The organism is Flavobacterium sp. GCM10022190, assembly GCF_042656445.1.
GTDB lineage: Bacteria > Bacteroidota > Bacteroidia > Flavobacteriales > Flavobacteriaceae > Flavobacterium > Flavobacterium nitratireducens.
Genome location: NZ_JBHSOQ010000002.1, coordinates 600,924 through 615,396, shown reverse-complemented (window position 1 = coordinate 615,396; position 14,473 = coordinate 600,924). Strand labels below are relative to the sequence as shown.

The window sequence follows — 14,473 nt, the reverse complement described above, 5'->3', positions numbered from 1 at the left end:
AAAACATCAATTAAAACATAGCTTTAAACTACGTAAAAAAGCTAAAAATTGTTTCTTTCTCCAAATCGCAATCCTTATATTTGCAGCCTTATTAAAATACTCAAATGAAAATATCATACAACTGGTTAAAACAATTCATTAAAACCGATTGGAATTCTGAACAAACAGCAGCATTACTTACTGATTTAGGACTTGAAGTAGAAGTTGTTGAAAAATATCAATCTGTAAAAGGAGGATTAGAAGGTATTGTAGTAGGTCACGTTCTTACTTGCGAAAAACATCCCGATGCCGACAAATTAAAAGTAACTACCGTTGATTTAGGAAACGGAGCACCTATTCAAGTTGTTTGTGGTGCAAGCAATGTAGCAGCAGGTCAAAAAGTACCTGTAGCAACCATTGGAACCGTTTTATACGATAAAGAAGGAAATGCATTTACCATAAAAAAAGGAAAAATCCGTGGACAGGAAAGTCATGGAATGATTTGTGCCGAAGACGAATTAGGCCTAGGTAACAGTCATGACGGAATTATGGTATTAGATAACGACTTAGTACCTGGAACTCCTGCTGCTAAAGTTTTCAAAATTGAAAATGACGAAGTTTTTGAAATCGGATTAACACCTAACCGTGCCGATGCCATGAGCCATTTAGGAACAGCCCGAGATTTGAGAGCTGGATTATTACAAAATGGTGTAAGTGTCGAACTAATCACTCCTTCGATAAGCAATTTTAGAGTAGATATGCGTACTTTAAAAATTGACGTGAATGTGGAAGCTCCAACATTAGCCCCTCGTTATTGCGGAGTAACCATTTCTGGTGTTACTGTAAAACCATCGCCAGCTTGGTTACAAGATCGATTAAAAGCCATTGGAATTAATCCAAAAAACAATATTGTCGATGTAACTAATTATGTATTGCACGATTTAGGACAACCACTTCACGCTTTTGACGCTGCCAAAATAAATGGTAAAATACACGTAAAAACAGTTGAAGCGGGAACAAAATTCACAACGCTTGACGAGGTAGAAAGAACGTTACATGAAGAAGATTTAATGATTTGTGACGACAAAGGGCCATTGTGTATTGCTGGTGTTTTAGGAGGACAAAACTCAGGAGTAACCAATAATACCACTTCTATCTTTTTAGAAAGTGCTTATTTTAATCCTGTTAGTGTTAGAAAAACAGCTAAAAGACACCAGATTAATACTGATGCTTCTTTTAGATTTGAAAGAGGAATTGATCCATCAATTACGGCTTATGCCTTAAAACGTGCAGCTTTATTAATTCAGGAAGTAGCAGGTGGACAAATCACTTCTGAAGTTTTAGATGTTTACACTAAAAAAATAGAAGATTTCTCGGTATTTGTAAACTTTGATAAAGTGACTAAAATCATCGGCCAACAAATTCCAAAAGACACTATAAAGAAAATATTAGCATCATTAGATATTAAAATCAATAGCGTTTCGGATGCTGGTTTAGGTTTGACGATTCCTGCATATCGTGTTGATGTTCAAAGAGAAATTGATGTAATTGAAGAAATCCTAAGAGTATACGGTTACAATAAAATTGATTTTTCAAACAAATTGAGTGCAACCGTTTTTAATGCACCTAGAAACGAAGATTACAAAGTACAAAACATCGTTGGGAATCAATTAAACTCGCAAGGATTCCACGAAATGATGGCTAACTCGTTAACAACGGCCTCTTATGTTCAACTTTCTGAAATGCTCAAAGAAGAACACAATGTTACGATGTTAAACCCATTGAGTAACGATTTAGCTGCCATGCGTCAATCCTTATTGTTTTCAGGATTAGAAGCGATTGCATACAATATTAATCGAAAAAATTCCGATTTAAGATTATTCGAATTTGGCAAATCTTACCATAAATTTTTAGCCGGTTATGAAGAGCACAAACATCTTACTATGTTTGTAACTGGAAACAGAAATCAAGAAAATTGGACTAACACTCAAAAACCATCTGATTTCTTTTTATTTAAAGGTTATGTAGAAGGTATTTTTACCCGATTAGGGATTGCAAAAACACAAAATTCTCCTGTAAAATCGGATATATTTTCTGAGGGGATAGCAATTACTTCTGGACATAATGTTTTAGTTGAATTTGGTGTGGTAAAAAAATCCATCTTAAAACATTTTGGTATCAAACAAGAAGTTTTCTTTGCCGATTTTAATTGGGAAACAGTATTAAAAACAATTCCAACTAAAATAAAATTCAGCGAAATCACTAAATACCCTGAGGTAAGAAGAGATTTAGCTTTATTAATTGATCAAAATGTAAGCTACGATAGCATTTACACCATTGCCAGACAAACAGAGAAAAGTTTGTTAAAGAATATTAACCTTTTTGATGTTTACGAAGGAAAAAATCTTCCTGAAGGCAAAAAGTCTTATGCTTTGAGTTTCATTTTGCAAGACGACTCCAAAACACTTACTGATGCTCAAATTGATAAAATCATGAGCAAGTTGCAAAAGAATTTTGAAACGGAACTTGGAGCTTCTTTACGATAATTCTATTAGAACTTATAAAAATCAAAACCCATTCGCCAAAGCGAATGGGTTTTTCATTTCTAACAAAATATAGTTAACCAAATCTAACTATGCCTTAGGTAGCAAAACGCTATCAACAACATGTATCACTCCATTCGATTGATTTACATCAGCGATTGTAACTTCAGACATCGAACCTTTCTCATCCGTGATATATAATTTTTTACCTTTCATCCAAGCTGTTAATGTACCACCACTTACGGTTTTCAGTGTAGCTTTTCCATTTCCTGCTTTGATTGCTTTTGCAATATCTGAAGCATTCATTTTTCCAGCAACCACATGATAAGTCAAAATAGTTTGTAGCATTTTTTTGTTTTCAGGCTTTAATAATGTTTCCACAGTTCCTTTTGGTAATTTACCAAAAGCGGCATTTGTTGGGGCAAAAACGGTGAATGGTCCTTTTCCTTGCAAAGTTTCTACTAATTTTGCTGCTTTAACAGCAGCGACCAAAGTAGTGTGGTCTTTAGAATTAACGGCATTCTCAATAATGTTTTTAGTAGGATACATTGGGGCACCTCCTACTGTAACTGCCTTTTGTGCAAAAGATGTAGCTCCAAATACAAAGGCCATAATTACTGCTGATAATAGGTTTTTAGTTTTCATAAAAAATATTTTAAGTTATATAAAAGCATTTACGATGATAGATTTCTTTTGGTTTTAAAAAAATCAAATAAAAATCAAATAAAAATCATATCAAACCACTAAAACATTAAAAACGAACCTATTAAACACAAATAAAAACCCCGATTTCAAAGCTGAAATCGGGGTTCATTAAAATCTTTCTCTATTAAATTAAAACACACTTTAATAATTAGAATTAAACTACATAAAAAAAAGGTTTTCAAATTACACTTTGAAAACCTTCCTTTAAATCCTAAATGGTATAGTTATAAATTCTTAATTACAAACTCACTTCGTCTGTTCAATTCATGCTGCTCTTCGGTACAAGATTCACTTGGTTCACATTTTACAATTTGAACTGATTCTCCATAACCTTTAGCCAAGATTCGTTTAGCTGGAATCCCTTGACTAATAAAATACTCACGTGTTGAATTAGCTCTTTTTGATGAAAGCTCAGCATTGTATTTAGCATTTCCACGATTATCCGTGTGTGAACCAATCTCAACTACCATTTCTGGATATTTTTTCATCAATTCAATTACCTTATTCAGGATTGGTTTTGATTCTTTTCGAATATACCATAAATCGTAATCAAAGTAAATTGGATCTGTCTTTATCAATAATCGATCTTTATCTTTTATAATATCTTTCTCAGAATCTATAATCAAAGTAATTTTTTGTTTTTTCTTATTTACAGAATCAGTAATTGCTTTTTTCAATGCTATTTCTTTGTCTATTTTAGCTTTCTTAAGCAGTTCCTCGTTTTCTTTTTTAATCACTTCATTCGATTTTAATGCTAATGAAGCATCATTTACTTTCTTTCTCTCCTTGTACAGTTTTAAGAATTTAGAAGCATTGGTATATTCTTCTTTCGATGCGAAAACAGTATAACTTTTTTCACAATCTACCGTAAAATTAAAGCGCCCATCAGCCAAAGTAACTACAGACTCCAATTCTTTTTTATTAGCATCTTGCAATGTTACTTTAGCGTTAGCCAATGCTTGTTTTGTATCAACATCCGTTATGACACCAGATATATATTGCATACAATTTTCAACTATCAAAGGCTGTAATTCACTAATTTCATAAATATCGTCTGCACCCTTACCGCCTTTTCTATTCGAAGCAAAATAACCGCTGTTAGTTGCTGAATCAATTACAAATGAAAAATCATCATAACCCGAATTGATAGGTAAACCAACATTTAGAGCGGTAGTAAATTCTCCGTTTTTGATTTCCGAAACAAATACATCTAACATCCCATATCCAGCATGACCATTCGAAGAAAAGTATAATTTGTTATCTTTTGATACAAATGGAAATTGTTCTAATTGATCTGTGTTAATACTTGGACCAAGATTTTTAGGTGTACCAAAATTTCCCCCTGAAATTGAAACACTATAAATATCAAAAGAACCTAAGCTTCCTGGCATGTCGGAAGCAAAATATAAGATTTTTTCATCCGTACTTAATGCTGGGTGCTCTACAGAATAAGTATCGCTATTAAATGGTAAAGCAGTTACATTTCGCCATTTACCATCTATTAAATCTGCTCTGTATATTTTCAAAGTCGAAACTTTATCCGTATTCTTTACTCTTACTCCGTCAACAGAATTGTTACGTGTAAAATACATTGTTTTTCCATCCTTAGTAAAAATAGCATTGGATTCGTGCAAAGGTGTTTCTAATTCAATAGCAAATTTTCGAATCGAATCTGAAGTTGGATTTTTAAGTTCAACAGACATCAAATTCAAATAACTTTGATTGTTCCACTTATACATCTTTTCAAAAAGAAAAGGCTTTATATTCACCGCCGAGAAAACTAATTTTTGTCCATAAGGAACAGCTCCAAATTCCGAATTTGGTGTATTGATACTCATGTTTTTAATTTTGTATCGATCACCTAAAGCCGAAATATTTTCTAAAACCAAATTATCTTTATCTAATTTTTCAATTGCTTTTTGATTATTTGTACTAACATAATACTCCTTAATTACCTTGTTAGCTTCCTCATAATTACCAGAAGCTTTTAACGTTTGGACGTATTTAAAATAATTTTCAGCCGTAGCAGCCTCAGGGAATCGGGCAATTAAAAAACGATATTGGCTTTGCGCATTCCCATAATCATTCGTGTTATAATAGCAATCGGCTAGATTTTGAACAATTTCAAATGAGCGATTATTTTTTATAAGTGATTCGTATAACGGAATCGCTTCACTATAATGCGTTCTATCAAATAAACGTTTAGCTCTTATAGATTGCTGTGTTTGTGCTTGAGTGAATTGTATACTACATACAATTAAAATAAGGTATATTCTTTTCATTGCTATCATATTAAAAGAATCTTGGTGATTTGTCGAATCCTTTGCCTAATAAATCTATGTTGAACAACATAAAAAACTCATGTGTTCCTGAGTTAAATTGCCCCAAATTTGAAGTTGTGTGATCATAAGCATAACCCACTCTAATACTTGGAGAAACTTTGATACTCATCAAACCACTTATTGAATCATCGATACGGTAAGAAGCACCTAATTCAAATTTTTCATTAAACAACACATTTGCCGAAACATCCATAGAAGCCGCTGAACCTGGGACAATTCTAGTCATAAAAGCTGGCTTTAGTTTAAAAGTATCCGATAAGTCAAAAACGTAACCTCCTGTTAAGAACATATGTATTTTTTCAGAACCAAAAGCATTAATTCCAGAGCGCTCTTCAATATGTTTTGAAGACAATAAATTAGGCGCTGAGAATCCAACATAGTAGCGATCGGTAAAATAGTAAGCCCCTACTCCTATATTAGGAAAGATAGAATTGACATTTTCTGAAAAAGCCATATCTGTAGATGAATCTCCACTTTCAAAAACAAATCCATTAAAATTTGTCTTAAATGAAGTAAAACCCGCTTTCAAACCTAAAGATAATTTAGCACTGCTATTTACATCAAGTACATAGGCAAAATCAGCATAAAAATTATCTTCTTTTTTAGCGCCATCCCCTATATCATCAGAAATTATGGAAACTCCCATTTCTACTTTTTTATTCAATGGAATATGGCTAAAAAAGTTAAAAGTTTTTGGTGCACCAACCATTCCTGCCCATTGAGAACGATATAAAACCCCAAAATCTAACATAGCCTGAGTTCCTGTTGCATAAGCTGGATTTACCACATTCATATTATACATATAATGAGTGTATTCAGGGTCTTGCTGGGCTGAAACTTTTAGTATAAACAATAAAAAACTGATGCTGAATATTATTTTTTTCATTCGAAATTTAATTTAAAGTAATGCTAACTATTATCGGTTAAGATATAGTCTTCCTTGGATTGGTTTTTTGTTTCCTTTATTAAGCTGAAGAATGTAAAAATATACTCCATTAGGAGCCATTCCATCAATTCCTACTTTGTAATCTGAATTTCTACCATCCCACTCTGTTTTGTTTTTATCTCCTTTAAACATTAAATTCCCATAACGATTATAAATTTCTAAAGTGAAATTAGGGTAGATAAATTCAATTTTAGGAACTCTAAAAGTATCATTTACAGTGTCTCCATTAGGTGAAAAACCATCAGGGATTAAAAAATTACAATTTTCAAGTGTGAAAGAAGCGGTATTGTTTGTAGTTGTTTCTATACTACATTGCGTTGTCGTATTTTTTACCGAGTGAAGTGTAAATGTATTCGTTCCTGAATTAGTTAAATTTTCCATTGGAATTATAAAACTAGCATTCGTCGATTCCACATTTAATTCGATAGTTTGATTAGAAATGCTATTCGCACCCGATAATGAATAGGTTAAAGTAGCATTTGTAACTTTATCTAATCCTGTAATTTGAACAACCGTATCCCCTTCTAAACATTCATTTTCGATACTCACAGCAATGGCGGCTACATCAGGAGTTTGATTGATAACAAATGTTTTTGATAGACTAACTGCACTAGAACAGGTAGAAGTAAGATTAACGATATTGCTAATTGCAAAAACAGTGTTAGTACCTGCATTTGGAATCAAATTAGCCGGAATAGTAAAAGTAGCGACACCATTAACGGCTGTGAAATCGATTTGTTGGTTAGCAACTGTATTATCCCCTGAAAGCGAATAGGTAATTCGGTAAGTACCATTACCTAGGTTTGTATTTCCTGAAATTTCAACATTAGCATCAAAACCAGAACAAATAGGATCTATTTTTAAAGTAGCCGAATTAATTTTAGGAGTTGCAAAAATACTTACCACATCTGATATGGTTCCTAAAAGATTACTACAAATACCCGTAGAAGTCGATTTTATAATACTATTTATCGTAACCGTGTAATCCCCTACTGCAGGAAATTTAGAACGATCAAGTGTAAAATTAAAATTTCCATTAGTAAAATTTCCATTAACCGAAACACTTTGTGTAGAAGTTCCTGAATTTATGGAATAAGTTACCGCATAAGTTCCATCAGGAATAGGTTGTGGTCCTCTTTTTAAAACACCATTGTAGGTTGCTGTTGCAATTTGGTCTTCACATATATCCGAATTTACAGTTAAGGTTGAACCTCTAAAATCCAGTGGGTCTTCGATAACGATTTCTACTACCGACTGAGAAAATGTACAAATAGGATTTGGAGATTCAACTTTATAAGCAAAACTATAGGTTCCTGCTCCCAAAGTATTATAAATATTTTGAACGTCAATGATATTATCCCCAGACGAAGATAATTCGGTGGTTCCTGATTGCTCTAACCATGCACCATCAGGATCTTCATTAGAAAGTAAATCATTTAAATTTACATTTTTATACAAATTAAAATCAACCGTACTACAAATTTGCAAATTTAAAGGTGCTCCAGAAACGGGTTTTCTAACTATCGAAACAAAAATTTCAGCTGATTGTTCTGGACATGTTCCTAAAGCTGGAATAGTATAAGTATAAGAATAATAACCTTCTCTTAATACATTGGGTTTAATCGTACTTCCCACCAATGATGAAGAATTAGTATTTGCTGTCCACTTTCCATTTTGTTGCGGTGCTAATTTTGTACCATCAAATGCTTGAAATAAATTAAATGAACCATCATCATCACAAACCGTTACATTGGGACTTGGAACTCCAGCATATGGACCTATATTTACGGTTATAGTCGCTTCATTATCCGAACAAGAAGAAGGATCTTGAATATAAGTAAAGGTATAAGCTCCACTATTACGAATTAACTGAGCGTTCAAAATACCATTGAATGTGTTGGAAGATAGCGGTTTCGAATTATCTCTCCAAACTCCTCCTGGTGTGGGAGTACCTCCTAAATAACTATACAAATTAATGCTTTGGTTTGCTGGATTAGCCAAATCGCAAATTGTTATTGTAGCATCAGATCCTGCGCACTGTGAATAGGAATTAGCAGAGAAAATAAAAAGAAAAAAGAGGAGTAATTTTAGAAAGTTGTTTTTTACAAAATAGAGTATTTTTACTTTCATACGCACATTATTTAAAGGTAGTTTTGAGAATATTACGCTAATGTAAGAAATAAAGTAGCAAAATTTTGTAAAAAACCTAACAAAATACAGTTTATAACAATCTTTCAAAAAAATATTTAATTTTAAAAAAGACTAAAACAATTCATTCTCATAAAATACTCAAGGTTTAAAAAACCTAAATCATTGATAAATAAATAGAAGCAAAAAAAAAGTCCCGATTACTCGGGACTTTTAGATTTATAAGAAAGTTGAGAATTATTTTTTCTCAGATTTTTCCATTTTAGCTTTCAAAGCAGCTAATACATCATTGTTATCTCCTAAAGTAGCAGCAGGTGCATTAGTAGAAGTAGCAGATGCAGTGTTTTCAGCAGCAGCTTTCACGTTTTTCTCTTCTTCTTCACGGAAGATAGCAGTGTGAGAAGCAACTACTCTTTTGAATTCTTTGTTGAATTCGATTACTTTGAAATCAGCAGATTCACCTTTTTTCAATTTCTTACCGTCTTCTTTTTCTAAGTGACGAGTAGGAATGAAAGCAACGATATCATCACCAAATTCTACAGTAGCTCCTTTGTCAACGATTTCAGAGATTTCTCCGTTGTGGATTGTTCCAACAGCGAATGAATCTTCGTATTGATCCCAAGGATTAGCAGTAGTTTGTTTGTGACCTAAAGATAATTTACGTCCTTCAACATCTAATTCTAATACAACTACGTCTAATTTTTCACCAACGTTTACAAATTCAGATGGGTGTTTAATTTTCTTAGTCCAAGATAAGTCAGAGATGTAGATTAATCCATCAATTCCTTCTTCTAATTCTACGAAAATTCCAAAGTTTGTAAAGTTTCTAACGATACCTGTATGTTTAGAACCTACTGGGTATTTAGCAGTGATATCAGTCCATGGATCTTGAGTCAATTGTTTGATACCTAAAGACATCTTACGATCGTCTCTATCTAAAGTTAAGATAACAGCCTCAACAACATCTCCTACTTTTACGAAATCTTGAGCAGAACGTAAGTGAGTAGACCATGACATTTCAGAAACGTGGATTAAACCTTCAACACCTTCAGCAACTTCGATGAAAGCACCGTAATCAGCAATAACAACTACTTTTCCAGAAACTTTATCACCTACAGTTAAGTTTGCATCTAATGCATCCCAAGGGTGAGCGTTTAATTGTTTCAATCCTAATTGGATTCTTGTTTTCTCATCATCGAAATCAAGGATAACAACGTTTAATTTTTGGTCTAATTCAAGAACTTCAGAAGGGTGGTTGATTCTTGACCAAGAAAGGTCAGTAATGTGGATTAATCCGTCAACACCACCTAAGTCAATAAATACACCGTAAGAAGTAATGTTTTTAACAACACCTTCTAAAACTTGTCCTTTTTGTAATTGACCGATGATTTCTTTTTTCTGTACCTCGATATCAGCTTCGATAAGCGCTTTGTGAGATACAACAACGTTTTTGAATTCGTGGTTGATTTTTACCACTTTGAATTCCATAGTTTTGTTTACGTAAACATCGTAATCTCTAATTGGTTTAACATCAATTTGAGATCCTGGTAAGAACGCTTCGATTCCGAATACGTCTACGATCATACCACCTTTAGTTCTGCATTTAACGAAACCATTAACGATTTCTCCAGTTTCATTAGCAGCAATAACTCTATCCCATGATTTGATTGTACGAGCTTTTCTGTGAGACAATACTAATTGACCTGTTTTATCCTCACGGATGTCGATTAATACTTCTACTTTATCTCCAACTTTTAAGTTAGGGTTGTAACGAAATTCGTTTAAAGAGATAACACCTTCAGATTTAGCATTGATATCAACGATAACGTCTCTATCAGTAATTCTTACAACAACTCCTTCTACTACTTCTTCTTGATCTGTAGAGATGAAAGTTTTAGATACTAATTCTTCGAATTCTTGTAAGTTTTTCTCATCAACTGCATCAATACCTTCTTCGAAATTGTGCCAGTTAAAATTTGCTAAAAACTCTTCTTGTGATTTTAATTGTTCAGACATGCTGATTTGTAAATTTGTATTCTGTGTCCTCTTGAGCTTCTTAATGTGAGAGAAAACAACAGAAGTTGTTGATATAAATTGTTGATACCTAAAGGAAACTCTTATTCACCAAAAGGTGCGCAAAATTAAAACATTATTCTCTAACTACAAAACAAATTCCACTCATAATCACAACTAAATCAAAATAATAACCTTAACGGTGCTTCTTATTTGTTTTTGAAGCAGAACGCACTGATTTCCAAAACCACTTCCCTCCTGCTGTCCGCTCTATCTTTTTATTTTGTCATCCTGAGCCTGTCGAAGGACAAAATAAAAAGGATACCGCTTCCATCAGGGCTATCTATCGTATATCCTTTCCATAACTACTTTTTGTAAAAATATTTTGATATATTTGAAAACAAATAAAACACAACTTGAGTTGAGCTTATCAAACCGAAATTGGTTGTATTAGCTCAACTAAAAGAGTAAAAACTGAGTATATAAACAAGTTAGTGGTAATCGTTCGACACAACAAATCATAAAAAACAATGATAGTATATAAAATTTACACTATTGATTCTGAAAAATTTGTTGAACACAACCAAGAGTATTTTTCAAGTCTTTTAGAAACTATAAAAGAGCAAAAATTTTTAAGTCCTAACATAACCGAAATAATTATTACCGATGACATTCGAGGTGAAATTAAGCGCTATTGTGAAGAGCGGTTTAGAACTCCTGATATAACAATAAGCAGAGAATTTAAAGCCATTGCCAAAACAATAAATTTTGATGGAAACAAGAAAGTCTTTTTTGACGCTGTCAATGTAAATGCCTGGTCTAAGCATACTGGGCAAATTTTTCTTGAACAAATATTGGAAATTTATGCTGACGACCTAATCTCGAATATTTTTCCAGTTTCTCAACAATACGAGCTTGAAACCCCATTTAATGAAGTTATAAGAATTCATTTTTCTCAATGGGCAACAAAAGTAATTAGCAATATTTTAGAAAAAAACTTTACTGTTGAAGAAGAATTTAAGCACGAAAATTCAAAAATATTCGTAGACTCATTTAAAAGAAATATTAGAAAATATCATTTTCAACATCAAAAAGACCTGGATGTAAGTACCTTCTGGACTAAAATTATGACAGAAATAGATTTTCTAATTCGTAGATGTTTAGAAGTGAAATTTGACAACGGAACATTTGATGAAAAAAATAATTTCTATGACAGCATTAATCTTATTATCTCAGAAATTGAAAAGCAAACAAGCATTTTGTTAAATCAGCAAGAAATTGATTTAACAATCATAGAAAACGAAATTGCTTTAATATTTGAAGAATGTTTTATCAAAGTTTCGAAAAGGGGTAGAATGAAAGTTAACATTTTAGATACACCAAAAAAATTATTTAAAAATAATTTAGTTGACACTGAACTGCGAATAGTTGCTTTTATGGATATTCTGGGTTTTTCAGCAATCATTGAAGAATATGATTCTGATGAAAGTTCAAACATCTTAAACGAACTTCACGATACATTAGAAATTGCAATTAAATTATCAATTGAAAAGATGATTGACCCAAAAAGTCAAACTGATGTAAAAGAATATTTAGAGTATAGAATGTTTTCTGATTGTATTTGTATTTCGCTTCCATTTATTGAATTTGGTAATGATTTTCATATCCAATTCCATTCTTTATCAAGTATCGTAAAAGCATATCAACTAGCAATGATGCAAAAAGGTTTTTTTGTGAGAGGTGGGATATCAATAGGTAGTTTCTATGCTGATAAAAACATGATTTTTTCAGGTGGTTTAGTAAAAGCCTACAAACTTGAACAAGCCGCTATTTATCCAATCATTGCGATTGATGACAATGTTATTGAAAGGCTTCAACATAATTTTAAAGAGAATGAAAAGGGTCTTTTTATAAAAGATACTATGCTAATTTATAAAAACAATCAATCTAAAATATTTTTAAATCCTTTTGATTTTCTAGACAATTCAACGAAGTATTTAAACTATTTAAATTCAACTTTAGAAAATTTAATAATTGAAAACGAGGATGACGATCCTTTAACAAAGATGACAAATTCATTATTGAAAATGACATCTTCCTTAACTAAACCAATTTTTGAAGAAGCAAAATCAAACTTAAGTCCTGAAACAACAACTAAAACTAAAGAAGACATATTAAACTTAATTCAATATCAAATTGATAAACATCAACACATAAAAGAAAATAACACTGATGAGAAAACATTGAAAGAAATTGAAAAAGTAATTTCAAAATATTCATTTCTAAAAGATTTTACTCTTTGGTCATTAGGAAAAACGGAAGTTGAATTGTTTACTCCCTACAAATTTGAAGAATGAACGACTACCCAGATCGCGCGAGCATCTTGCTCGTGCCCGCAACAAATAAACAAAACCAATCAATAAAAAAACTATGAAATACCTATTAATTACTCTGTTTTCATTCACCATTTCGTTTGCACAATCACCTAAAAGAATGGTTAAAAAAATTGGCACCAATCCTATTTTTTTCATTGATAGCATCAGCGTAGAAAAAGAAGATTTACAAAAATACAATCCTAATGAAATTAGTTCTGTAACAGTTTATAAAGACAAAAACGCTTATGATTTACTGGGAGAAGATGGAAAAGACGGTGTAGTTTATATAGAAACTAAAAAATTTTGCAAAAACAGATATTGGAAATATTTTACATCTAAATCTACTGAATATCAAAATTTAGTTAATTCTACAGATGACAACAACGTCCAATATATAATTAATGACAGAGTATTAAACGAAAATTTCGAGGGTGATTTAGCAGCAATTGATGATAAAGTCTTTAAATCAATAAAATTTATAAGTAAAGAACTACTATTAAAAGAATACAAAATTGAAGATAAAGATTTTGGATTTCAAATAATATCCGACACACCAAAAGATTTATATCATGGAAATAAAAAATTCTAGCCTCCAGCTAGCGCGAGCATCTTGCTCGTGCCCGTAGCAAATAAGTAAAACCTTTTTTATTAGGTACGAGCGTGACGCTCGCACCAGCAAACCAATTTTAAAATGAAACACTATCCAATATAATCATCCTATTACTAACTTTCAGTTGTAAAGAAGCTATTCATTCAAAAAAAGCACACTCAAGATCGAGTGACAACAAAGATTACACCGTAGCGCTGAAATTCATTAACGATTACAATAAAGACTTTCTTAATCCACGTATTGAAACTTTGGAATGGCTTTCAAAAAATAAAAATGTAACTCCAAATTTCATTGAACAATACTAACAGCTATTAGATTCGGCTACTACAGCTGACCCGGAATTAGGATTGGATTTTGACCCAATTATCAACGCACAGGATTCAGACGATCAGGGATTTGAAATAAAAAAAATCGATTCACTTGATGATTATGTGTTTGTAAAAGGTAAATCAGCACCAAATTTTGAAATAACCTTAAAAGTGATAGAAAAAAACGGTATTTCTTTAGTTGATGGCTCCGGAGTGGTTAATATTCCTAAATCGAAACCAACTAAATATTAGAATCAAACACAATAAAAAATTACTTCTCAGGAACGAGCGTAACGCTTGCACCAACGACAAATGAACCAAAAAAGAGTTAGCTTCCACTAACTCTTTTTTTTTGTTCGTTAAATTAAAACTCAAACTATTCTATTAGAAAATCGTTTTTATCGAATAAAAACAAACAACTAATAAACAACAACTTACAAAATAGTTCAGAATTAAAGCATGTTTTTATTTGTATTTATTCTAAATAAAAATAACTTTGTGCAA

At 32.0% G+C, this 14,473-nt stretch carries 9 protein-coding genes; 4 read left to right on the top strand and 5 right to left on the bottom strand.

Going from position 1 to position 14,473, the window contains the following annotated elements:
- Positions 1-104: 104 nt before the first annotated feature.
- A complete protein-coding gene (gene pheT / locus ACFPTQ_RS09505) occupies positions 105-2,525 on the top strand; it encodes a phenylalanine--tRNA ligase subunit beta (RefSeq protein WP_379776814.1) in 2,421 nt (806 codons plus the stop codon).
- 87 nt (positions 2,526-2,612) lie between these two features.
- On the opposite strand, the gene ACFPTQ_RS09500 is transcribed toward pheT, so the two are convergent.
- The 5 genes from ACFPTQ_RS09500 to rpsA form a co-directional block, all read right to left on the bottom strand.
- Positions 2,613-3,167, bottom strand: coding sequence for a fasciclin domain-containing protein (locus ACFPTQ_RS09500; RefSeq protein ID WP_379776811.1), 555 nt, complete (start codon positions 3,165-3,167; stop codon positions 2,613-2,615).
- A gap of 284 nt (positions 3,168-3,451) precedes the next feature.
- The gene (locus ACFPTQ_RS09495; RefSeq protein WP_379776808.1) at positions 3,452-5,509 is read right to left on the bottom strand and encodes an OmpA family protein; all 2,058 of its coding nucleotides are present in this window, start codon (positions 5,507-5,509) and stop codon (positions 3,452-3,454) included.
- Positions 5,510-5,519: 10 nt separating this feature from the next.
- Complete coding sequence (locus ACFPTQ_RS09490) at positions 5,520-6,455, bottom strand: type IX secretion system membrane protein PorP/SprF (RefSeq protein ID WP_379776805.1); 936 nt, start codon at positions 6,453-6,455, stop codon at positions 5,520-5,522.
- 30 nt (positions 6,456-6,485) lie between these two features.
- Positions 6,486-8,645 carry a gliding motility-associated C-terminal domain-containing protein gene (locus tag ACFPTQ_RS09485; RefSeq protein WP_379776802.1) on the bottom strand — a complete coding sequence of 720 codons (2,160 nt, stop codon included), beginning with the start codon at positions 8,643-8,645 and terminating at the stop codon, positions 6,486-6,488.
- A gap of 255 nt (positions 8,646-8,900) precedes the next feature.
- Entirely contained in the window at positions 8,901-10,679 is a 1,779-nt protein-coding gene (rpsA, locus tag ACFPTQ_RS09480) for a 30S ribosomal protein S1 (protein ID WP_379776799.1), read from the bottom strand.
- Between the two features lie 527 nt (positions 10,680-11,206).
- Here rpsA and ACFPTQ_RS09475 point away from each other — a divergent pair.
- The 3 genes from ACFPTQ_RS09475 (at position 11,207) to ACFPTQ_RS09465 (ending at position 14,221) form a co-directional block, all read left to right on the top strand.
- The gene (locus ACFPTQ_RS09475; RefSeq protein ID WP_379776798.1) at positions 11,207-13,033 is read left to right on the top strand and encodes a hypothetical protein; all 1,827 of its coding nucleotides are present in this window, start codon (positions 11,207-11,209) and stop codon (positions 13,031-13,033) included.
- A 73-nt stretch (positions 13,034-13,106) separates the two neighbouring features.
- On the top strand, positions 13,107-13,640 hold the full coding sequence (locus ACFPTQ_RS09470) for a hypothetical protein (RefSeq protein ID WP_379776795.1): 534 nt from the start codon (positions 13,107-13,109) through the stop codon (positions 13,638-13,640).
- 368 nt (positions 13,641-14,008) lie between these two features.
- Entirely contained in the window at positions 14,009-14,221 is a 213-nt protein-coding gene (locus tag ACFPTQ_RS09465) for a hypothetical protein (protein WP_379776792.1), read from the top strand.
- Positions 14,222-14,473: the final 252 nt, after the last annotated feature.